The 22591-nt window shown below is 66.5% G+C and carries 21 protein-coding genes; 12 read left to right on the plus strand and 9 right to left on the minus strand.

Features of this window, described 5'->3' with window-relative positions; all coding sequences use genetic code 11:
• Nucleotides 1–24: 24 nt before the first annotated feature.
• Complete coding sequence (locus tag IWX75_RS05010) at nt 25–489, plus strand: chorismate mutase (protein WP_196821138.1); 465 nt, start codon at nt 25–27, stop codon at nt 487–489.
• 16 nt (nt 490–505) lie between these two features.
• Complete coding sequence (locus tag IWX75_RS05015; protein ID WP_334684113.1) at nt 506–1510, plus strand: hypothetical protein; 1005 nt, start codon at nt 506–508, stop codon at nt 1508–1510.
• Here IWX75_RS05015 and IWX75_RS05020 read toward each other — a convergent pair.
• The 6 genes from IWX75_RS05020 to IWX75_RS05045 form a co-directional block, all read right to left on the minus strand.
• A complete protein-coding gene (locus IWX75_RS05020) occupies nt 1507–2175 on the minus strand; it encodes a DUF4166 domain-containing protein (protein WP_334684114.1) in 669 nt (222 codons plus the stop codon). The two genes, IWX75_RS05015 and IWX75_RS05020, sit on opposite strands and share 4 nt — an antisense overlap.
• 64 nt (nt 2176–2239) lie before the next feature.
• Nucleotides 2240–3532: a DUF58 domain-containing protein gene (locus IWX75_RS05025; RefSeq protein WP_196821141.1), complete on the minus strand. Its 1293-nt coding sequence runs from the start codon at nt 3530–3532 to the stop codon at nt 2240–2242.
• Nucleotides 3533–3542: 10 nt separating this feature from the next.
• Nucleotides 3543–4541, minus strand: a complete 999-nt coding sequence (locus IWX75_RS05030) for an AAA family ATPase (protein WP_196821142.1) — start codon at nt 4539–4541, stop codon at nt 3543–3545.
• On the minus strand, nt 4538–5809 hold the full coding sequence (locus tag IWX75_RS05035; protein WP_196821143.1) for a DUF4350 domain-containing protein: 1272 nt from the start codon (nt 5807–5809) through the stop codon (nt 4538–4540). The genes IWX75_RS05030 and IWX75_RS05035 overlap by 4 nt, the downstream gene beginning before the upstream one ends.
• Nucleotides 5806–6465 carry a DUF4129 domain-containing protein gene (locus tag IWX75_RS05040; RefSeq protein WP_196821144.1) on the minus strand — a complete coding sequence of 220 codons (660 nt, stop codon included), beginning with the start codon at nt 6463–6465 and terminating at the stop codon, nt 5806–5808. The genes IWX75_RS05035 and IWX75_RS05040 overlap by 4 nt, the downstream gene beginning before the upstream one ends.
• Entirely contained in the window at nt 6465–7745 is a 1281-nt protein-coding gene (locus IWX75_RS05045) for a glycerophosphoryl diester phosphodiesterase membrane domain-containing protein (protein ID WP_196821145.1), read from the minus strand. Before IWX75_RS05045 ends, IWX75_RS05040 begins: the two co-directional genes overlap by 1 nt.
• A gap of 194 nt (nt 7746–7939) precedes the next feature.
• On the opposite strand from IWX75_RS05045, the gene mtrA reads away from it, so the two are divergent.
• The 7 genes from mtrA (at nt 7940) to secA (ending at nt 18166) form a co-directional block, all read left to right on the plus strand.
• Nucleotides 7940–8617 (plus strand): MtrAB system response regulator MtrA, encoded by a 678-nt coding sequence (mtrA, locus tag IWX75_RS05050; RefSeq protein ID WP_196821146.1) that lies wholly within the window; start codon nt 7940–7942, stop codon nt 8615–8617.
• Between the two features lies 1 nt (nt 8618).
• Nucleotides 8619–10352, plus strand: coding sequence for an MtrAB system histidine kinase MtrB (gene mtrB, locus IWX75_RS05055; protein WP_196821147.1), 1734 nt, complete (start codon nt 8619–8621; stop codon nt 10350–10352).
• On the plus strand, nt 10339–12072 hold the full coding sequence (locus tag IWX75_RS05060; RefSeq protein WP_196821148.1) for an LpqB family beta-propeller domain-containing protein: 1734 nt from the start codon (nt 10339–10341) through the stop codon (nt 12070–12072). Before mtrB ends, IWX75_RS05060 begins: the two co-directional genes overlap by 14 nt.
• 154 nt (nt 12073–12226) lie before the next feature.
• A complete protein-coding gene (locus tag IWX75_RS05065) occupies nt 12227–13213 on the plus strand; it encodes a ComF family protein (RefSeq protein WP_334684115.1) in 987 nt (328 codons plus the stop codon).
• Between the two features lie 107 nt (nt 13214–13320).
• Nucleotides 13321–14052 (plus strand): ribosome hibernation-promoting factor, HPF/YfiA family, encoded by a 732-nt coding sequence (gene hpf, locus IWX75_RS05070; protein ID WP_196821150.1) that lies wholly within the window; start codon nt 13321–13323, stop codon nt 14050–14052.
• A gap of 67 nt (nt 14053–14119) precedes the next feature.
• Nucleotides 14120–15331, plus strand: a complete 1212-nt coding sequence (locus tag IWX75_RS05075) for a winged helix-turn-helix domain-containing protein (protein WP_196821151.1) — start codon at nt 14120–14122, stop codon at nt 15329–15331.
• Between the two features lie 93 nt (nt 15332–15424).
• Nucleotides 15425–18166: a preprotein translocase subunit SecA gene (gene secA / locus IWX75_RS05080; protein ID WP_196821152.1), complete on the plus strand. Its 2742-nt coding sequence runs from the start codon at nt 15425–15427 to the stop codon at nt 18164–18166.
• 4 nt (nt 18167–18170) lie between these two features.
• Here secA and IWX75_RS17630 read toward each other — a convergent pair whose 3' ends face one another.
• Both IWX75_RS17630 and IWX75_RS05090 read right to left on the minus strand, forming a co-directional pair.
• On the minus strand, nt 18171–18725 hold the full coding sequence (locus tag IWX75_RS17630) for an Rv3235 family protein (protein WP_334684116.1): 555 nt from the start codon (nt 18723–18725) through the stop codon (nt 18171–18173).
• 24 nt (nt 18726–18749) lie between these two features.
• A complete protein-coding gene (locus tag IWX75_RS05090) occupies nt 18750–19514 on the minus strand; it encodes a LysM peptidoglycan-binding domain-containing protein (RefSeq protein ID WP_196821153.1) in 765 nt (254 codons plus the stop codon).
• Between the two features lie 124 nt (nt 19515–19638).
• Here IWX75_RS05090 and IWX75_RS05095 point away from each other — a divergent pair, with 124 nt between their 5' ends.
• Nucleotides 19639–20190 (plus strand): hypothetical protein, encoded by a 552-nt coding sequence (locus tag IWX75_RS05095; protein WP_196821154.1) that lies wholly within the window; start codon nt 19639–19641, stop codon nt 20188–20190.
• Nucleotides 20191–20228: 38 nt separating this feature from the next.
• Here IWX75_RS05095 and IWX75_RS05100 read toward each other — a convergent pair whose 3' ends face one another.
• On the minus strand, nt 20229–20453 hold the full coding sequence (locus IWX75_RS05100; protein WP_196821155.1) for a helix-turn-helix domain-containing protein: 225 nt from the start codon (nt 20451–20453) through the stop codon (nt 20229–20231).
• 142 nt (nt 20454–20595) lie between these two features.
• Between IWX75_RS05100 and IWX75_RS05105 the strand changes: the two genes are divergently transcribed.
• Both IWX75_RS05105 and IWX75_RS05110 read left to right on the plus strand, forming a co-directional pair.
• On the plus strand, nt 20596–21252 hold the full coding sequence (locus tag IWX75_RS05105) for a hypothetical protein (protein WP_334684117.1): 657 nt from the start codon (nt 20596–20598) through the stop codon (nt 21250–21252).
• 110 nt (nt 21253–21362) lie between these two features.
• Entirely contained in the window at nt 21363–22574 is a 1212-nt protein-coding gene (locus tag IWX75_RS05110; RefSeq protein WP_334684118.1) for an AAA family ATPase, read from the plus strand.
• Nucleotides 22575–22591: the final 17 nt, after the last annotated feature.

The following is a 22591-nucleotide window of genomic DNA, read 5'->3' on the forward strand; positions in this document are numbered from 1 at the left end:
GTGCTCATCTGCTTGACTGGGTGCATGTCTGATACCAACAGTGGCTTCGATCCGACGGCGAGCTCCCTGGCGGGGGATGTGGCCCCCGAGGTTCTGGCTGAACTCCTCTCCGTGCGCAGCAGCATCGACAACATCGACGCGACCCTCGTCTATCTGCTGGCCGAGCGATTCAAGGCCACCCAGCGCGTTGGCCACCTCAAAGCCGAGCACCGCCTGCCCCCGGGAGATCCCGACCGCGAGGCGGCCCAGATCGCCCGGCTTCGCGCGCTCGCCGAGGAAGCCCACCTCGACCCGGCCTTCGCCGAGAAGTTCCTGAACTTCATCATCTCCGAAGTCATCCGGCACCATCAGGCCATTTCCGATACCCGGAACGCACGGGATGCCCCTGCAGGTCCCGGCTCGTCGGACAGCGACACCGACGGAACCGCCGCAGGCAACCCCGGCACCGGCGGCATCGATGACCACTCCGGGGCGCACAGTGAAAGCTGACTCCTCGACACATGAAGTGACAGCGACCGCCCTCGGCGAATGGCCGGGATCCGATCCCTTCGAGGCTCAGCGGATCATCCGGGGTGAGCTCGGCAACCCGCATCTCCCCTTCCTGGCGGCGCTGCCGGACCGCGGCCCCGGCAGCGACTCACTGGGGCGGACGCTGGCGATGCTGGTCGAGCTGCCGTTCGACCTCCAGCCGCACGGCTGGCGCCTCGTTGCACACCCCGGCAGGGACCAGCGTCGGGCGGAGTCCGCATTGTCCTCCGACATCAACGCCCTCGGCGACATCGCCGGAGCCGAGGAGGCACCGGCCGGGCGGATCAAGATTCACCTGCGGGGTCCCCTCTCGCTGGCAGCCGACGTGCACCTGCACTCCGGTGAACGCGCACTGCTCGATGCCGGTGCGCGGCGTGAGATCTACGAGTCGCTGGCCGTGGGAGCCGCGCGGCTGGTGCAGCGTATCGCGGCGGTCTCGCGCGGTGCCGCGGTCGTCGTGCAACTGGACGAGCCCGACGTCGACGCCGTCCTCGCCGGCCGGATTCCCACCGCGAGCGGGTACCGGACGCTCCGGGCCATCGACCGGCGCGAGGCGACCGACGCCTGGGGCCTCGTCCACGCGGCGCTCCGGTCAGCAGGTTCCCCCCGGACGGTCCTGGCGATACCAGCGGACGACGTCGTCCTCGATGCCGCGCTGTCCAGCCCGGCCGAAGCCCTCGCCCTGGGTATTCCTGGCATCAGCGACCGGCAATGGGAGCGACTGGCGGAGGCGGTGGAGGCGGGCCGGGAGCTATGGACCGGAGTGCTTCCGCTAGCGGGTTCCCTGCCGCAGGTGAGCGCCGTCGTCCGGACCATCCTGGATCCGTGGCAGCGGATCGGCCTGCCGCTGTCGGCGCTCGACGCGCTGACGCTCGTACCCGTCGGCGGGCTGGCCGCACGGAGTCCCGCGACGGCCCGGCTTGCCCTGACCCGGCTCACCCAGGCAGCTGACGCCCTGAACCAGGTGCGCGCGGAAGGCTAGGTCCGCTCCTCCCACCTGAGCGGCTGGGCCTCGAGAGGCAGGGCGCCGTCGGATTGCTCGAGGCGGTAGTCGAAAGCACCCGCATAGACCAGGAGTGTGCCCAGTTGCCGGTGGACCACGCGGGTGCTGATCCGGAACCGTCCGCTGTCCGCGTCCCACCACTGCTCCATATAGGCAAGGGCCCCGACGGCGTCGGGTACCGGGACGCGGACCCCGGCGTAGAGGCGCGTGGCCGACGACACCATGCGCATGCGGCCGTCCTCGGTGACCGAGCAGGTGAGCGCCGTGGCCATCCGGCGGTGGCGGCCCACGTAATCGGTCAACCGGTCGCCGCTGAGGGAGGTGGTGTCCTCGAAGAGCCGCCGGACCGTGCCGAAATCGATCTCCCGCCGTGCCGTCAGTGCGGGCCGGCCGAAGGGGTCGACGTGCGCGTAGTTCCGGATGGTGAACGGTACGCGGCTGGAGTATTCGGGGAAGAAGGCGTTCTCCAGGGCGGTCAGTCGGAAAACGGGCCGCGCGAACCAGGCGGGGCATCCGGCGACGTCGAACGTGCCTTCCCCGATCCCGAACGCGCCGCTGCCGGCATGCAGCCCGAAGTACTTCCGGAGCTCCGGCTGCAGTTTCGAGAACTCCCGGCCCAGGACATGTTGATAAATGGATCGCACGACTCCAACTCCCTCTTCTCGAAAATCAGTCTGCCATGCCCGTCGACCGGGTGGCCGGACGGAATCAGAGCCGCCCTGCAGCCTTGAGCCGGATGTACGCGTCGGCGAGTTTCGGCGGAAGATCGCCGGGACTCTCATCCACCACCTCCGCGCCGAGGAGCCGGAGATGAGCGGTGACGGCCTCCCGGTCCAGCAGTGCGCGCTCGGCGGCAGCCGCGCGGAAGGCATCCGATGCCGTGGCCCGCTGGGAGCGCATCTCCTCGAGGCGGGGATCCCGCACGGAGGCGACGACCACCACGTGCTGCGCCGTCAGGCTCGGAAGGACCGGCAGAAGGCCTTCCTCCACGGAGCCGGAGTCGAGGGAGGTCAACAGCACGACCAGTGACCGGTGCGCGGATATCGAACGGATCTGGGAGGGGATACGGGACCAGTCGGCCTCGATGAGTTCGGCCTCGAGGGGGGCCATGGCCGTGACCAGGGCGTTGACCAGGTTGCCTTTCGCCGCCGAATCGACGCGGGCCCTTCGCCGCCGGTCGAACGCAAGGAAGTCCACATTATCGCCGCCGCGCTGCGCGAGGACCGCCAGCAGCAGGGCGGCTTCGATCCCGGTGTCCAGCCGCGGCTCATCGCCGATGCGGGCAGCTGAGGTCCGGGAGGTGTCAAGCACGATCACCACCCGCCGGTCACGCTCCGGACGCCAGGTGCGCACCACGGTGTCCCGTTTCCGTGCGGTCGCCCGCCAGTCGATGGAGCGTACGTCGTCGCCGCGGACGTAGTCGCGCAGCGAATCGAATTCGGTCCCGCCACCCCGGATCTGCACGGCTGCGCGGCCGTCCAGCTCGCGCAACCGGCGGAGCTTCGACGGAAGATGCCGTTTGGAATGGAACGGCGGCAGGACCCGGAGGCTTCCCGGCGCCGGCACGGTGACCTGCCGGGCGGCCAGGCCCAGCGGGCCGCTGCTGCGGATGGTCACCGCGGTCACGCCGAGGATGCCCCGGCGCTCGGGCACCAGCGTAATCTCCATCCGCCGCGTTTCACCGGGCGGCACGGAAAGCTGCTGCTCAGGATCGACGGCGCCGGCCGAAGGCTGCCACGCCTCGCGGAGGGTTGACCTCAACATCCTGGAGCTGTCATTACGGACGAGGAGGGTGCTGGCACACTGCTCGCTGAGGCGCACGCTGCCCGGTAGGTTCCGGCGTATCCCCACCTTCCGGGGAGATGCGGCGAGTGCAAGGTCCACTGCCACCGCGGCAGCCAGCAGCAGGAGCCAGAGGAGGATCGAGGTGCTTCCCGGGTACACGATGACGGGCACGACGCCGAGCAGCGCGAGCAGCAGGAGCCTTCCGGTGATGACCATGGCCTGACCGTCAGCGCGGTACCGGAACGGTGGCGAGGATCCCCGACAGCACGTCATCCACGCTTCCGCCGTCCATCTCGGCCTCGGGCCTCAGGGCGACGCGGTGCCGCAGTGCGGGAAGCGTCAGGGCCTTCACGTCGTCCGGGGTCACGAAGGATCGCCCCGACAGCCACGCCCACGACCGCGACGTGCTCAGAAGTGCTGTCGCGCCGCGCGGGGACACCCCGAGCTGGAACGACGGAGACACACGGGTCGCCCGCACGAGGTCCACGATGTACGCCACGACCTCAGGAGCGATCGCCACCCGGCTCACGGCACGGCGGGCGGCGTCGAGGTCCTCCGCGCCGGCCACCGGCCGCACACCCGCGGCCGACAGGTTCCGGGGATCGAAGCCCTCACTGTGCCGGCGGATCACCTCGATCTCGTCGTCCCGCCCGGGCAGGAGAATCGTCAGCTTGAGCAGGAAGCGGTCCAGCTGCGCTTCGGGCAGGGGATAGGTGCCCTCATATTCCACGGGGTTCTGCGTCGCGGCAACGATGAACGGCGTAGGAAGCGCCCGTGACACTCCGTCCACCGATACCTGGCGCTCCTCCATGGCCTCGAGCAGCGCGGCCTGCGTCTTGGGCGGCGTCCGGTTGATCTCGTCCGCGAGCAGGATGTTGGTGAAGACGGGCCCCTCCCGAAAAGTGAATTCGGAGGTCCGCGCCTCGTAGATCAGCGACCCCGTGATGTCGCCCGGCATGAGGTCGGGTGTGAACTGGACGCGCTTCGTCTCAAGGCTCAGCGCCGTGGAAAGCGTCCTTACCAGCAGGGTCTTCGCGACGCCGGGCACCCCCTCGAGGAGGACATGCCCATCCGAGAGGAGTGCGATCAGGAGGCCCGTGACGGCGGCGTCCTGGCCCACGATGGCCTTTGCCACCTCGGTCCGGACGTCGAGCAGGGCACGGCGCGCGGGCTCGATGTCCAGGAGGGGGGCGTGTTCCTGTTGAAGGCCGTTGTTCGGGTTCATTGCTGGTTGATCTCCTTTTCAAGATCGAGAAGTTCCTGCGAGAACTGCACGAGTTCCCGGTTGCCGTCCGGAATGCGGTCGATGATGCGTGCCAGGTCGGGCCGTGGACGCCCGGTGCGAACCGCTGCGGCGTCGATGATCCCGCTGCGTGTGCTCGACTGCGGCAACCTCAGGCGTCGTGCAAGTCGACTCAGGGTTGCCGCCTGAAGGTTCGCCGCCGCATGCTGCACCGACTTCGAATCCTGGTACAGCCTCGCCCGGCCCTCTGCCGTTTCAGCGGCACGGACGACGACGGGGAGCGGCTCGGTTGCGAGCGGACCGAGGCGCCGGCCACGCCAGAGAATCGCTATTCCCGAGCAGATCAGGAGCCAGACCATGAGCGGATTGATCCAGTCCGGAAGCAGGTTCCGGGCATCGACCGGGGTTCCGGTGGTCGCCAGGTCCGCGGTGGTGGGCAGGTACCAGACCAGCACCGGTTCACTCCCGAGCACCCGTAGCGCCAGTGCGGCGTTGCCCGCACTGGCGATTCCCTCATTGGTGAGAACGTCCGCATTTCCGATCACTGCAGTGTCCTGGTTCGCCGTGGTGACGTAGGAGCCGCCGGCGCTGCCATCGGTCATGGACGCCGCCGGAAAGCATTCGGAGGGTCCTGAATAGCCGCTTCCGCCGCTGGTGATGCTGCCGGCGGCGCGGGCGTCGTCGTCGTCGCACCGTGCTTCGACCGTGTCCGGTTCGTCCGACAGGGGGCCTACGGTGCTGATGGCGGGAGCGAGGACGTCCAGCTGGTCCTCCGTCGGTGCGGCGAGCACGATGCGGGCCGGTGCGCCGGTGAGCCCGGCGAGCTGCTCATCGTTGAGCCAGCGGTCCGGGTCGGAGAGGAAGAGCGTGGTGCCCTCCGACAGGCTCTCGAGCGCTTCCGCGTACGATTCCGGGCGAACCACCTGGACGCCCTGGTCCTGGAGTACCTGGACCAGGGCACGCGACCCGCCGGGTGACGCATTGCCCGGGGACAGGGGGCGGGTGTCCGCCTCGGATCGTGTCAGTGTGGTCAGCACGACGACGGCGGCGATCACCAGCGCGAGCAGGAGGAACGGCAGCGTGCGCCGGAACCGCCTGCGGGCCGTGTCGAGGACGGTGGCACCGTTCCCCATCACCTCCGCTGCCGAAGCCCCTCCGCCGGGACGGTCATCGGCATCCGGTCGGGGAGCGGCTACCGGAGCAGGAGACGCATGGACCGCAGCGGCGGGAGGTCGTGCCGGGCTGCTCATCGAGGAGCTACCGGAACGGTCGGAGCGAGAGCCGGCGAAGGACGCATCTCCTCGAGCAGGCCATCCAGGGTTGCTGCACGCTGCTGGTCGTCGGCGGACGCCCGGAGGTGACCGTAGTGCACCTCGTTGAAGCGGTTGGCCAGCCACTCGATGTCCGCGGAGGGGCGGGGGAAGGCCTCCCCGAGTTGCAGCGCTGCTTCGGACGCGGTCCGCCCGGGCCGGCTGTCGAGGAGGACCCGTTCCTCGGCCGACCGAATGATGGCCCGTAGCCTCTCCGTCAGGGCCTGGTCCCAGTGCCCGGAGGCAGCGGCCGCCTCGGCACGGGCTCTGTGCCCTGCCGCGGTCCGGACTTGGCTTCCGGAAAAGACACCGGACGCGGCAGGGGCGCCGCGTGCGTTGAGTCGCGGCCGGACCAGCACGACGGCGATGAGGATCAGCACGGCCGCGCCCACCGCCAGCACGATCGTGCCGGCACCGGCGTCGAGCCCCTGCAGGGAAGAGAAGCTAGCCTCCAGCCAGTCCAGCACGCTGGTGATCAGCCGCTCCAGCAGGGTCGGTTGCGCTTCCTGGTAGACGGACTTCGCGAGTTCTTCGTCAAGAAGTCCACGCGCCTCGTCGGCGTCGGGGAGGAGGTCCGCATGGTTCGGGTCGACCATCAGGGGCTTTCCTTCCCGGGCCCGCCGGAAGATCCATGGCCGAAATGCGCCGACGCACCCGGGAGGACATCGCTGGGGGTGTTTCCGGCCTGCTCGTGCTCCTTCATCAGCACGACGTCGAACCCTTCGCGACGGATCCGCAGGTCGATGTAGAGCAGCGCGGTCACGCCGGCCTGGAAGGCATACCCGATGGCGGTGAAGAACGCGGTGATGCCCTGGGTGACCAGCAGGAGGGGCAGCGAGCTCGAGAAGTCCGAACCCATGGCCAGCGGGGAATCGCCGAAGCTGAAGAAGAGCGGAAAAAGGAACGCAAGCGGAGCGGAGATGACCGAGGCGATGATCGTCACGATGATGCTGGTCAGGACGACGATGCCGAACGTCCTCCACCAGTTGCGGCGCGTCAGGACCCACGAGCGTTTGAGGGACGCGAACGGGCCTGTGCCTTCGAGCATGAGGACTGCCGGCGCCACCACCAGTTTGATACCGAGCCAGATTCCCAGGGCAACGACGCCGAAGAACAGCGGAATGATGATCCAGAGCGAGGTAGCTTCCAAAGCGACGGCGAGACCCACGGAAATCAGGACGAAAACGCCGAGTACGATGGCCGTTCCGACAGCGAGCAGCAGCCCGAGCAGGACCAGCGGCAGTATTCTCCTGCCGGCCAGCTTCCACATCCGGCTGAAGCCGGTCCTCTGGTTGAGGACCGCTCGCGCCACGGGAATCACGAGGACCCCCTGAAGGATCAGCAGCCCGGCCGCGGATACCACCGTGATGACCGAAGTGAAGGATGCGAGTGTGGCGAACAACCCGCCGAGTTCCTCGGTGGAGGCGGTCTCGGGGTCCAGCTGGTCGAGTGCCGCGAACAAACCCGAGGTCATGAGCACCGTCACCACGGTCACGATCGCCTGGAAGAGGATCGCGCTGCCGAAGGTGGCCAGGGGGTTCCGCCGGCAGGCCTGGAAAGCGCCGTCGAGCATCTCCCCCAGGCCGAGGGGACGCAGCGGAATCACTCCCGGCTTCGGGGGAGCGAGGTACATCCCGTTCTGCCCGTACTGCCAGTTCTGCCCGTTCTGCGGGGGCCCGTAGCCGGGCCACTGCGGCGGTTGCCCCCACTGGTCCGCAGGGGGAGATGGATGGCCATAGGGCTGGTTCGCGGGACCGGCGTTTCCGCCCGGGAAGGAGTTCTGGTTCGGATCCTGACCTGCGGGAGGGGACGGCAGGGCATTCGGAGCGTGCCAGGCGGCGTCCTCGGGAGGGCCGTCCTGCGGATAATTGCCCATGATGTCCCCCTGGAAACAAGCGCCGCCTACCTCTGTCATCTTGAACTATAGTTTCAGCCCCGCATTCTGCGGGGATGGGCTGCGGATCCGGGCAGGCCGCCGGTGGCTGTCCTCCGCCCGCCCCTCCGGGGTCCGCGGCGCGCTGGGCGTCGAGCCAATGGGACATTGCGGCTCCGATGGGAGACTATTGAGCTATGAAGGCTCGAATCCTGGTGATTGATGACGACGAAGCCCTGTCCGAGATGATAGGGATCGTGCTGCGCAACGACGGTTTTGATCCCGTGTTCTGCGCTGATGGGGCCGCGGCACTCGGTATCTTCAAGGCCACCCAACCCGACCTGGTCCTGCTCGACCTGATGCTGCCGGGACTGGACGGCATTGAGGTCTGTCGGCAGATCCGCAACGAGTCCGATCTGCCCATCGTGATGTTGACCGCGAAATCCGACACGTCCGACGTCGTGCGCGGCCTTGAATCGGGTGCTGACGACTACGTTCCCAAGCCGTTCAAACCGGCCGAGCTCGTGGCCCGCGTTCGTGCGCGGCTGCGCCCGGGGGACCTGCGGGCACCCGAGACGCTGAAGATCGGAGACGTCAGCATCGACGTAGCCGGGCACTCGGTGACCCGGGCAGGTGTCCGCGTTTCCCTGACGCCGCTCGAATTCGACCTCCTGGTGGCGCTCGCGCGGAAGCCCTGGCAGGTCTTCACGCGAGAGCTGCTGCTCGAGCAGGTGTGGGGCTACCGGCACGCTGCGGATACCCGGCTCGTCAATGTCCATGTGCAAAGGCTGCGCTCCAAGATCGAGCGGGACCCGGAAGCGCCTGAGATTGTGCTGACCGTGCGCGGGGTCGGGTACAAGGCGGGTCAAGGATAGTTTGAGCACGTCGGCGGATCCAGCGCAACGCCCTGCCCGGACCCGGCGTTGGTATGAGCCGCTCCGGACCGGCGGCGCCTCCGTCGCACGCCGCTGGCGGAGGTCGCTGCAGTTCCGTACCGTCGTCGCGACGATCCTGCTGACATCCGTCGCGTTCGCCGTTGTCGGGGGATTCCTCTCCAACCGGGTTGCCAGCGCCCTTTACGTGGAACGGTTCGGACAGTTCCAGGAGGAATCGACGAACGCGCTGGCGGACGTCAAGACGGTTTTCAGCGAGACACCCGCGACCGAACGTGAAACCACCGACCGGCTCGCCCTCGACACGCTGACCGGTCTCACCGGCACCGGTGCAGATGCTCCCCGGCAGTGGCTCCTGACGCCGCTGCCTGGCCAGCAGGGCTACTTCGTGCCGCCGCGCGCGAGCGTCGAAGGCGCTGCCGCCTCGGCGCTCATCCCCCAGGAGATGACCGACGCCATCATCGCGGGGAACGACCAGTATTGGGCGCCGATCGAGATTCCGGTGTCAGAACAATCGGGCCGGCGGAATGCGCCGGGAGTGGCGTTCGGGACGAAGGTCACCCTGCCGCCCGACCGCACCGAGTATGCCCTGTACATCTACTACGACCTCTCCTCCATGCAGGGAACGCTCGACGACATCCATCGGGTGCTGTGGGCGGCAGGTACCGCCCTGCTGGCGATCGTCGGTGCTGTGGCCTGGTTCGTGACCCGCAGCGTGGTGCGTCCGGTCAGCCACGCGGCCTTCGTGTCGGAGAAGCTGGCAGCGGGTCAATTGCAGGAGCGGATGGACGTGCGCGGAGAGGACGAGGTGGCGCGGCTCGGTGCTTCCTTCAACCGGATGGCCGCCAACCTGCAGGACCAGATCACCCAGCTGGCCCAGCTGTCCCAGATGCAGCAGCGCTTCGTCTCGGACGTGTCACATGAGCTGCGGACTCCCCTCACGACGGTGCGGATGGCTGCCGAGGTTCTCTTCGATGCGCGCCGTGATTTCGATCCCGTCAACAAGCGGTCCGCCGAGATCCTGTTCGACCAGGTGGAGCGGTTCCAGTCCCTGCTCGCGGATCTACTGGAAATATCCCGGTTCGACGCCGGCGCTGCAGTGCTCGAGCCGGAGCCCGCTGATATCTTCCAGATCGTCCGGCATGTGATCGCCGGCGCGGAGCCGCTCGCCGACAACTCCGGGTCCGTGGTAACGATCGTGTCCGAGGAGACCAGCTGCGTGGTGGAAGTGGATTCGCGGAGGATCGACCGCATCCTGCGGAACCTGCTGGTCAACGCACTGGAGCACGGCGAAGGGGAACCGATCGACATCCACATTGCGTCAGGGCCCGATGCGGTGGCCGTGGCAGTTCGGGATCACGGGATCGGGATGACGCCGCCGGAGGCGTCCCGGGTGTTCGATCGATTCTGGCGGGCCGACCCCGCCCGTGCCCGGACTACCGGTGGAAGCGGTCTCGGGCTCTCCATCGCCGCCGAGGATGCACGGCTTCACGGGGCCTGGCTGCAGGCCTGGGGCGCGCCGGGCGACGGCTCCTGCTTTCGGCTGACCCTTCCCAGGCGCCAGGGGAGCGATGTGAACGTATCACCATTGCCGCTGCCGCCGCGCCGGGCCGCCTCGCCGGGTGGGTCGCCGTCGGGTGGGGTGCCGCCGGACGCCCCTGTGGAGGTTCTTGCAGGTCGCAGTGTCCCTGAGGAGGAAACCAATGAGATTCCCTGACAGGTTCTCCCGGCACGGTGCGCCGGCCATGGTACTCGCTGTCGTACTCACGATCGCCGGCTGCTCTGCCATTCCGAGGAGCGGCCCGGTGAGCACCATCACCGCCGCCGCGGAGGACGAAGGCATTTCCGCCCAGGAGTTCTCGCCCGAGGGGCCGTCCGAAGGTGCGGCCCCCGAGCGGATACTGCAGGACTTCATCACTGCGGGTACCGGCGCGGGGGATGGTTACAGCGTCGCCCGACAGTACTTGACCCCCGCCCTTGCCGCCTCCTGGCAACCGGAGGACCGGATCGTCATTTTCCGTGCGGATCCACGCATCGTGCAGCGCGGGGACGAGGAGGAGGGTCCCTACCTGATCCAGCTCGAAACCACCGGCACCATCGACGAGCAGGGCGTCCGGACGAACTCGCTCCTGCCCTCAAGCGAAACGATCACTGCCGAGATGGTCCAGATCGACGGGCAGTGGAGGATCAGCGAGATCCCCGACGGCATTCTGATCACCGAGAGCAACGCGCGCGCCCTGACGATCTCCCACACCCTGTATTTCTACAGCAGCAACTACCTGTACTGGGTACCGGATGTCCGCTGGTTCGTTCGACGGACAGGAGTGACGGCGCGCATTGTCCAGGCCATGCTCGCCGGCCCCGCGCCGTACCTCCAGGGTTCCGTCACAAGCGCGTTTCCCGAGGGAGTGGCCCTCGCACGCGAATCAGTGCCGATCCGGTCCGGGGTGGCATCGGTCGAACTGTCCGAGGAGGTACTCGAGGACGCCACCGAGCTCCGTCTGGAACAGATGCAGCAGCAACTACAGACGAATCTCGTCGGACTCAACGACGTCACGAGCGTGGAGATGACTGCAGGGCAGCCCATCCCGCTGGATGAGCCCGAGGATGACCTCGTGGTGCCGGTGCTCAATCCTCCGGTAGGCAATGAGCAGGTCGCAGTATCAGCGAACGAACTCGTGACCCTCCGCAACGGGGCAGTGGTGCCCATCGATAATTTCCCCTCCGTCGCTTCCTATGGGCCGAAAGACCCGGCCACGTCGGTGTCGGGCAGCAACTATGCGTTCCTGTCGGGAGACGGGACCAGGCTGCTCGCCACTGCCCCAGGCAGCGAGGTGCGTCTTGCCGCCGAAGGTACGAGCCTGACTGCGCCGAGTTTCGATCCGGGCAACTGGGTGTGGACGGCACGGACCGCCACGGGTGGTGCCTCCGATCAGGGGAGCGAGGTCGTCGCCGTCCCTCCGGGCGGAACGAGCGCGAACGCCGTCGTCGTTTCCGCGCCCTGGCTCGCCGATCGCATCGTGCGGGAACTGAGAATCTCGCGGGATGGCGCCCGTGCGCTGCTCGTTGCCGAGCGGGCAGGTGTCACGGAAGTGCTCCTGGCCGGTATCACGCGTTCTGCCGAGTTCGTGCCGCAATCCTTCAACGCCCCGCTCACGTTGACGGTCGAGGGCGACATCGACACGGCGAAATGGGCCGGCGAGACGACGATCGTTGCATCCGGCGCCTCCGCAGCAGCCACGTCCGTCCCCGTCATCCACGAACTCAGCGGGTCGAGCGAACTGATGAACCCCCTCACCGGCGTCGTCAACATCAGTGCGGGCAGCAACGTCGATGATGCCTTCTACGCGCAGGTTGGTGACTTGCTGCTGCGGCGGCTGGGAAGTGCGTGGACCGAGGACGCGCAGAATGTCCAGGACCCTGCCTTCCCCGGTTGACGCGGTGGATGCCTGATTCGCTGCGCGGCGTGCCCGACGGATTCGTCATGGGCGGCCCGAGCACGGCCTCGTCGGGAGGCGCGCTTATCCCCATGGGCGAACCGCCGTCCTGACTTCCCGGCCGGCCTGCGATCCTTGAGCCATGGTTCCGGCGGTGGTCCTCAAGGCAGGGATCTTCAAAGCAGCGGACCGGCTTGTGCTGGCACCCGCCTGGCAGCTGTGCGCTGAAGCTGCGGCGAGCTTCTGGTCACTGGTCTTCCCCACTGCCTGCATTCGATGCGGCGCCTGGGACCGGTCCCTGTGCAGCGCCTGCCTGGATGATTTCCGGCGGGCCACCGCTCGGCCGTTCCGAGCCGAAGCCGGCGCGGAGTCCCTTCCGGGGTATCTTGAGCCCCGACGCGCGGGTCGGTTCTCGGTTTCCATCCGGACCGGTGACCTTGAGGGGTTCGTGCCCCTGCCGGTCACAGCGGCCGGGGTCTACGCGGGGTCCGTTGCCGGTACGGTGCTCGCTTTCAAGAACCACGGCCATACGGACCTCGAACGCCCCCTCGCCGTTGCGTTGGCGGGCGCGCTGCATGCCGCGTGCACGACTGCGCAAGGAGAGCGGGCCGCCTGCACCTACTTCCTCGTGCCTGTTCCCGGAAGGTCAGCCTCCATTCGGCGGCGCGGCTACGACCCGCTCCGCCTTGTGCTGCAGGGTCTGGCGAAACGCGGCGAGCTTCCGGCAGGCACCCGCGTCGTCGCCGCCGTCAGGCCGGCGTCCGCCTGGCAGGGCGTGGGCGACCGCCCACTACCGGTCAGGGCAGTGCTCCTATTCGCTGCCTTCGTGCGCAACAGAGGTGCCGGCGGCGGCCAGAAAGGGCTCGGGCGGCGGGGCAGGCAGCGTCAGGTAGCAGGTTCGATGGTCGTCCCGCCCGGAGTTGGTGCCCGGCTGGAGGGTAGGGCCTGCCTTGTGATCGATGATGTCCTCACCACCGGTTCGACAGTGGCGGAAGTGACGCGGGCGCTCCGCGCGGCGGGAGCGGATGTGGCAGGCGCAGTCGTCATCGCGGCTGCGCGTCCCCCCGCTGCCATGAAGCAGGCTCCATCCGCACCACAAGAAAAATCGGGCCACGCAGGGATGAATAAAGAACCCGCGTGAACTACCGTGAAGTATGGGTAGCACGATGACGAACGTTACTCATCGACACCGGCCAGCAGCTCCGTTCCCGGCCGGTGTTGCATCACCTTAGCGAAGTGGAGGGCACCATGGAATTTGTGATCAATGGTCGAAACTTGGAAGTATCCGACCGGTTCCGCGAGTACGCGACGGAAAAGCTCGACAAGATCGAGCAGCTCGGAGACAAGGTCCAGAGGGTGGATGCAAAGATCACCAAGGAGTTGAGCGCCCGCATGGCGGATACCTCCCTGACCGTCGAACTCACGGTGTTGTGCAGGGGGCCGGTGGTCCGTGCCGAGGCATCCGCAGCTGACAAGTTCGCCGCTTTCGACCTCGCCTACAACAAGCTTCTCGAGCGCTTGCGCAGGGCTCGGGACCGCAGGAAGATCCACCACGGCCGCCACACTCCTGTCGCCGTCCGCGAGGCGACTGCGGATCTGGAGCCCGCAAGCGCGGGACAGCCGCTCTACCTGGAGACCCGGGCCGATGAAGCTGAGCCGATTGCTGCCGCTTCGGCACCGGCTGATGCCTACGAGTCGCCGAATGACCTCCCGGCCGGTGATTCGCCGGTACTGATCCGCCGGAAGGTGTTCTCCGGGGCGTCGATGACGCTCGACGATGCGGTGGACAATATGGAGCTCGTGGGCCACGACTTCTACCTCTTCGTCGATTCCGCCACGGGCGCGCCCTCGGTCGTGTACCGCCGGCAGGCGTGGACGTACGGCGTCATCACGCTCGACGCGAAATGTGCCGAAGGGACAGAAGAGCCCCGCGAGGAAGTGCTGGCCTACCGCGCAACGGAAGCAGTTGCCTCAGCCTGATGAACCGGCCTGAAACCGCCTCGAGCCTTTCTCCGCACACGACGTGTGCGGAGAAAGGCTCGACCCGGTGACCGTCCGCCTGAGTCCCTCGCAGGCGAGACGGATCGCCCTGAATGCCCAGGGGCTCGCAAGGATTCGACCGGAAGGGCCAGTCTCCCCGGCAGCAGTGTCCCGGATCACACGCCGGCTTCAACTGCTCCAGATCGATTCGGTGAACGTCCTTTCGAGATCCCACTACCTGCCGGTGTTCTCCCGTGCCGGCAGTTACGACACCGCAGTGCTCGATAGGCTGTCCACCAGGCATCCGCGCCGGCTGGTGGAGTACTGGGCCCACGAAGCAAGTTTCGTCGATCCGGAACTGTTTCCCTACCTCCGCCCGTGGCAGCGGCGCACCTGGATGGGCGCGTCGCGAATGGACCAGGAACTCCGCAATCATCTCGAGCCCAAAGTCCTGGATCTTCTCGCATCCGGCCCTGCACTCACCGCAACCCAGATCCAGCGGCAGCTGGGCCATGAGGAGATCCGTTCGACCGACGGCTGGGGGTGGAACTGGAGTGCCGTGAAACGGGTGCTGGAGGACCTCTTCGGCCGAGGCGAGATCGGTGCAGCGGGGCGAAGTGCCCAGTTCGAGCGGCAATACGGGCCGGTACGATCGGTGCTGCCTGATCCGGCTCTCGCCGACGCGTGCATCCCCGCGCAGGAGGCACTGCAGGTCCTTGCCGAAAGGGCCTTCGGCGCCCTCGGCATCGGGTCCGCGCGTTGCATTGCCGACTACTTCCGGACCCCCGTCCGAGAGACGACCGAGGCGATCCGCTTCCTCGAGGCCCGGGGCATAGTCCGGGCAGTAGAGGTGGACGGGTGGAACAAACCCGTCTTCGTCTCATCATCGGCGGTCCTTCCGCGCCGCGCGGCGGGCAGGGCACTGCTCAGTCCCTTCGACTCGATGGTGTTCGAGCGATCACGGCTACAGGCGCTCTTCGGCTTCCACTACCGCATAGAGATCTACACACCGGCCCCGAAGCGCCGCTATGGCTACTACGTGCTGCCCTTCCTCCTCCGCGAGACCATGGCCGCCCGGGTGGATCTCAAAGCCGACCGCAGCTCGGGAAGGTTGCTGGTGAGGGCAAGCCATGCCGAGCCCGAAGCGCCCGCCGACACTGCCGTCGAACTGGCCAGGGAGCTGTTGCTGATGGCGGCCTGGCTGGGCCTGGGCAGTGTGGTGGTCGGGGAATCCGGCAATCTCTCCGCCGCTTTGCGGGCTGCAATCGACACGGCCTGAGGGACTGCGGGGAACTGAAACCAGAGAGTGAGCGTCTAGCACGTAGACTGAACACGCCATATTTGGGCAGCCTTAGATTGGGAGCGAAAACCAGTGCCATCACTTCTTGAACGTGTTCTCCGTACCGGCGATAAGAAGACACTGAAGAAACTCCGGAACTACGCTGATGCGATCAATGTTCTCGAAAACGAGTTTCGAGAACTCTCCGACGCGGAGCTGCGCGGAGAAACCGACCGGCTGAAGAAACGCCATGAGGAGGGGGAGTCGCTCGATGCGCTGCTTCCCGAAGCGTTCGCCGCTGTTCGCGAAGCCTCCAGCAGAACCCTCGGGTTGCGGCACTTCGACGTCCAGCTGATGGGCGGGGCGGCGCTGCACCTGGGCAATATCGCCGAAATGAAAACCGGTGAGGGCAAGACGCTCGTCGCGACGGCACCGGCCTACCTCAACGCACTGGCGGGCAAGGGCGTCCACATCGTCACCGTCAACGACTATCTTGCCGAGTACCAGTCGGACCTCATGGGACGCGTCTTCCGTTTCCTCGGACTGACGAGCGGCTGCATCCTTTCCAAACAAGACCCTGCGACGCGCCGCGAGCAATACGCCGCGGACATCACCTACGGCACGAACAATGAGTTCGGATTCGACTACCTCCGGGACAACATGGCCTGGAGTGCAAGCGAGCTGGTGCAGCGCGGCCATAGTTTCGCGATCGTCGACGAGGTCGATTCGATCCTGATCGACGAGGCACGGACACCCCTCATTATCAGCGGGCAGGCCTCCGGGGACGTGAACCGCTGGTACAACGAGTTCGCCAAGGTCGTCAAACGCCTCACGATCGACAATGACTACGAGGTGGATGAGAAGAAGCGCACCGTCGGTGTGCTGGAGGACGGCATCGAGAAGGTCGAGGACTACCTCGGCATCAGCAACCTCTACGAGTCCGCCAACACGCCGCTCATCGGATTCCTGAACAACGCTATCAAGGCCAAGGAACTCTTCAAGCGCGACAAGGACTATGTGGTCCTCAACGGCGAAGTGATGATCGTCGACGAGCACACCGGGCGCATCCTCGCCGGTCGGCGTTACAACGAGGGAATGCACCAGGCGATCGAGGCCAAGGAAGGCGTCGAGATCAAGGCCGAGAACCAGACCCTGGCCACTGTCACACTGCAGAACTACTTCCGCCTGTACGACAAGCTTTCCGGAATGACCGGCACCGCTGAAACCGAAGCCGCGGAGTTCATGTCCACCTACAAGCTCGGCGTCGTGCCCATCCCCACCAACCGCGAGATGGCGCGGAAGGATCTGTCCGACCTCATCTACAAGAACGAGGTCGCGAAGTTCGACGCCGTCGTCAAGGACATCGTCGAGCGGCACGAGAGCGGGCAGCCTGTCCTGGTGGGTACGACCAGCGTCGAAAAGAGCGAGTACCTGTCGAAGCAGCTTGCCAAAGCCGGTGTGCGCCATGAGGTGCTCAACGCCAAGAACCATGCACGGGAAGCCGCTATCGTGGCCCAGGCCGGACGTAAGGGAGCCGTCACGGTAGCCACCAACATGGCCGGCCGCGGAACCGACATCATGCTGGGCGGCAACGCGGAGTTCAATGCAGTGGCGGAACTCGAGAAGCGGGGCCTCGACCCCGCCGAGAACGCCGAGGAGTACGAGGCTCAGTGGACCGTAGCGATCGAGGCTGCCAAGCACGCAGTGGAGGCTGAGCAGGAGGAAGTCCGCGAGCTGGGCGGGCTCTACGTCCTGGGCACCGAACGGCATGAGTCACGCCGCATCGACAACCAGCTGCGTGGGCGCTCGGGCAGGCAGGGCGACCCGGGGCGGTCGCGGTTCTACCTGTCACTGACGGATGACCTGATGCGGCTTTTCAACTCCGGCGGCGCCCAGCGCATCATGAACAGCTCGACCATGCCCGACGACGTCGCGCTCGAGTCGAAGCTCGTGTCGAAGGCCATCGAGAACGCCCAGGGGCAGGTCGAAGGCAGGAACGCGGAACAGCGCAAGAACGTCCTGAAGTACGACGACGTCCTGAACCGTCAGCGTGAGGCCATTTACGGTGACCGCCGGAGGATCCTCGAGGGCGGCGACCTCCAGGAAAAAGTCGGCTACTTCCTTGAGGACGTGGTGACAGCGATGGTTGATGAAGCCACGGCGCAGGGCCACGGTGACGACTGGGACTACGAGCTGCTCTGGACCAACCTCAAGACCCTGTACCCGATCACCCTGACCATCGAAGAGGTCGTCGAGGAAGCCGGCGGCACGTCGAAGATCACCCGCGACTTCCTGCACGCCGAGATTCTCTCCGATGCGAAGCTGGCCTATGGGGCGAGGGAGCAGGCGCTCGGCGAACAGACCATGCGCGAACTCGAGCGCAGGGTAGTGCTCTCCGTGATCGGGCGGAAGTGGCAGGAGCATCTTTACGAGATGGACTACCTCAAGGAGGGCATCGGGCTGCGCGCCATGGCCCAGAGGGATCCGCTTGTCGAGTACCAACGGGAAGGCTTCGTGCTCTTCCAGGCGATGATGGAAGCCATCCGGGAGGAAAGCGTCGGGTACCTGTTCAATCTCGACGTCGAGGTGACGGCGCCCGCGACCACGGGCCTGCCGGGTGTGAAGGATGCCCGGGGACTCATCCAGTCGCCCACGATCAAGGCTGCCGGGCTCGATGCACCTGAAAAGCCGGCAAGCCTGAACTTCTCCGCCCCGAATGCGCAGGGCGAGGTCGAAACCCACGTCGAGCGTTCACGGGCTGAGAAGCCGGTTGCCGGGGCGAAGGGCGAGGGCAGGGGCGACCAGCGCTCCGCGGCCAAGCGGAGGAAGAGCTGACCCCTCAACCGATCTCGAGGGCAGTGACCCTCCACGATCCGCGTCGTTGCTCGATGCGAAGGGCAACGGCGCGGACCCGTTTCTGGTCGAAAACCACTACCGCCGCCTCGTAGGCGGCGGGTTTGACGCAACATACCCGGACAGAACGGACCACGACATTCCGGTGCACCCGGAATGCCGGTTGTTGTCCCGGTAGTCCTGTCCCACTTCGTTCTGCGGAGATGCAGCGGATGAGGTTGGCCCGGAGTTGGAGGCGTTCATAGCTGTCCGGGTCCAGCCACTTCGCCATCTGCTGCAGGGGGCGCGTTCCTCCGAGGACCTCGAGAGCTCCCTGGGCGACCGAGCGCGCGATTCCGGAGACGCGGGCATCGAGGGAATTCTCATCATCTGAAGTCGCATCCTCGGCCACCGGTACCGAAGACGCCGCAGGGAGAGCAACGACGGACACCGCATGCTGGCGGGGTTGCCGGGCCTGCCGCGGAGGTACTGGCCTCGGTCCGCCGCTCAAGGCGGCCGAATCCACGGCTTCTATGGGTTGCAGGCGGGTGATGACCGACATTATTTCGTTCCTCTCGCTGGCGACTCAGGGTGCTGGGGGAATTCGAAGGATCTGACCTGGGTAGAGCAACGAGGGATTCCCTCCGATGACGTCCCTGTTGGCGACGTACCACGAAGGCCAGGCCGCTGCCACCTCGGAGTCGGTGGCGAACGCACCGAGGTGGGCCGCAGCGATGGTCCACAGGGAGTCGCCCGGTTTCACGATGACCTCGACGGCCTCTCCGGCCACGCTGTCCGGACTTCGCGCCGTGTCGGTTCGGAGCACCAGTCCGCCGCCGGGCGGGAACGGGAGGGGCTTCCAGGAAGGGGCGGCATCCGGTCCCGCGGCTTCGTCCCCTGCGGTGGCGTCGGCTTCCGCGGCTTCGTTCCATGGCGGGCTCCAAAAGGTGCTTCCTCCGGGATGGATGGTCTCCCACTTCTGCAGGGCGCTGGTGGACTCGAGTAGCGGTGCTGCATTCGCCATCGCCGGAACGGCCAGCAGATTCGCTCCCAGTGCCGCTGCCGCAAGGCGCCTCATGAAGGCTGGTGAGAAACGGGCGGCAATCGCAGCGGCGTACCGGTGCCCGCTGCCGGCAAGGAGTTGCGCCATCACTGCTGCGATCGCTGCGAACACCCACCAGGTGATGATGCCGAGGCCGGCCGCCGAACAGCCGATGCCAAGTATCTCCTCAGTCCCTGCTGCCGGATAAGGCGACGCATCGCTGGCAAGGCGTGTCCCGGACCACCACAGGAGTGCGCCTGCCATCAGCCCCGCAGCACCGGATGCGGTATCCACTGGAACTGCTTTCATACCGGCCTCCCTCGCTCCCGTCCCCATCAGTTTGATGCAGTTTGATGTCATTTGTCTACACCGACCTTATTTGTTTTTATTTGATCGCGTTGACTGAGACCCCTGGTCGGCATAGGCTTCCCGCATGCGCTGGGCCGCCCTGTTCGATGACATGGAGTTACAGTTCTCGGCTGCCCTTCAGGCGGCGTCCGAGGAGGAAACAGCCAGCCTTTACCGGAGTGAGCAGGGACGCCTTGCCTTGACCGCCCGGCTCGCAGGACAGGGTGATAGCGACGTGACGGTGAGGGTTGCCGGGGGGCAGGATTTCGTGGGCGGCATCTCACACGTAGGGTCGGACTGGCTCGTGATGCGCTCGGGCGCCCGTTCCGTTCTGATACCGCTCGCCGCAGTCCAGGTTGTCCAGGGCTTGAGCCGGGCCGTCGGAGCGGCGCCCACGCGGGTACACGCGAGGCTCGGACTTGCCTCGGCACTTCGCACCCTGAGCCGGGACCGGCAGTCCGTGAGCGTGTATGCAGGCAGCGCAGATGCCCGGTATGACGGCGTCCTGGACAGGATAGGTCGTGACTTCCTCGAACTGGCGCTGGTTCCGACAGGTGAGGAGCGTCGTTCCTCCAACGTTCTGGGCGTGCTGACCATGCCCTTTGCCGCAGTCTCGGCAGTAGTAACGCTCGTCTAACAGGACCGACTGCTGCCGGGCCATTCCGCCGCGTCGGGCTAGCTGTTGGTAATGCTCTCCGGGTCCCGCAGGGAGGACGCGGTCTTTTCGTAGGCCTGCTTGATGTAGTCCTCGAGCACAGTGGTTTCCACCCTCCACTGGCCGCGCCCTCCTACCTGAATGGCGGGCAGATCGCCGGAACGCACCAGCGCGTAGGTCTGGGACGAACTGATGTTGAGGACTTCGCCCACGTCTGCGAGGGTGAGGAACCGTTTCTCAGCCACGACAGCCGCCTTCCTTTACCGGATGAAACTTCGTCCCAATGATGTCATTCCAAACCGTCGTCGCACCTACTTATCCACAACTCGGGTGTATTCGACCCCGATGGGCTAGTTTTGTACGCGGCGGAGAGAACAGGGGAGCGCAGTGTCTACAATCAGCGCACGCGGCAGCAGGACCGGCGACGCGGAGAGGCTGAAGAAGCCCTCGTGGCGTGATCCACGCCTACTGGTGGGCCTTCTCCTTGTCCTCGCCTCGACTGCCGGGGTCATCGCGCTGATGGGCAGCGCGGACCGGACCACCGGGGTCTACGCCGCGAAGAGCGACATCGCGGTGGGATCCATCCTGGTGCCCGGTGATTTCGACGTGGTCCCCGTGCGTCTTGGCGACCTCGAATCGTCCTACGTCCTGGCAGCGGATGGTCTTCCGGAGAGCCCCATCGCCACCCGCCTGATCAAGCAGGGTGAGCTCGTACCGAGAGGCACGGTCGGCACTGCAGATGAGCTCGACCGCAAACCCGTCGGATTGAGCGTTACTGATCCGCTGCCCACCGGCACTTCCGCCGGAGCGAGAGTGGATGTATGGGTTTCGCTCCGTGGACAAGGGACCGCATTCGAAGAACCGATCCTTCTCCTTGAAGCCGCCGAGGTATCCGAGATCACCGTGAATGAGTCGGCACTTGGCGCGAACTCCTCGACGCTGGTCCACGTCCTCGTCGACGATCAGGCCATGCCGGCCCTCCTCGACGCACTGTCGAACGAGGCCGCGATCGCCGTAGTGCTGAATCCCGGCGGAAATTCATGAACATACCCGTAGTCACCATCGGAGCCGCCGCCGGCGATCATGTGGCGGGTCTCGAGAAGCTGCGGGGTCCGGTGACCGTCGTGCGCCGGTGCGAGTAACTGTCGGAGCTGATGGCGGCGTGTCAAAGCGGCCTCGCCCGCGCCGCTATCTTTGCTCCCGGCGCGGGGGAGTTGACCCTGACGATGCTCGAAAGGCTTCGCGGAGCGGGTGTGGCGGTCGTGGTCCTCACCGACGGCACACCCCACCCACACCTCGATCAATTGGGAGTGCGTACCGCTCCATCCTCCATCCCGGCGGAGGAGCTTGCCGCCGTCGTGTCCTCAGCGGTCGAGGACCTTGCCGCCCAACCGGCGGGGCAGGGTTTCGCCACCGGGTATTCGGACCCCGCCGCCGCGCTGCAGCCGGTGCGCACCCAGGAAAGTGCCCAACCCGCAGCGCGTGGTGGAGGAACGGTCGTCGCTGTATGGGGTCCGGCGGGATCGCCGGGCCGAACCACCATCGCCGTGAACGTGGCGGCGGAGCTCGCTGCGGCCGGCACGGAGGTGTTGCTCATCGACGCGGACACGTACGGTGCGAGCGTTGCTGCCTCGCTCGGTCTCTTCGACGAGTCCGCGGGCCTCGCCCAAGCCTGCAGGCTCGCTGACCAGGGCGGATTCGGTGCGACGGAACTCGCCCGTGTCATCACCACCGTGGCAGTGCAGGGAGGTCGGCTCGGCGTGTTGACCGGTATCACCAGGCCGGACCGCTGGCCCGAACTCCGGCCCGCGGCACTGACCAGGGTACTGGACACTGCGCGCTCCAGCGCCGCGGTCACCATCATCGACTGCGGATTCTGCCTGGAGTCCGACGAAGAGCTGAGCTTCGATACCGCTGCGCCGAGAAGGAACGGTGCAGCCCTGCGCTGCCTGGAACTCGCTGACACCATCCTTGCTGTCGGTGCGGCGGACGCGCTCGGGGTACCGCGGCTGGTCCGGGCGCTCGCAGAATTGCGTGAAGCAGTACCCTCGGCAGTTCCCAGAGTGGTTTTCAACAAGGTCCGCGCCAGCTCCATCGGGCGATCCCCTGAGCACCAGTTGCGGGAGGCCTGGGACCGGTTCGGTTCGTCCCACCGGATAGCCGCTTTCCTCCCCGCTGACTTCGCCGCTGCAGACAAGGCGCTGTTGGGAGGCTCAGCGCTGGTGGAAACTTCGCCGTCGTCGCCCCTGCGTGCAGCCATCGCCGAACTCGCTGATGTGCCTGTTGAACAACGGCGGCGCCGCCGGGTTGGAGCAGGGGACAACGAAGTGAAGTTTTGGAGGAAGCCCGTTAGTCTTCCAAGGTAAGAGGCCGCAAGGGTGCG

Source organism: Arthrobacter sp. CAN_A6 (assembly GCF_015751715.1).
GTDB lineage: Bacteria > Actinomycetota > Actinomycetes > Actinomycetales > Micrococcaceae > Arthrobacter_D.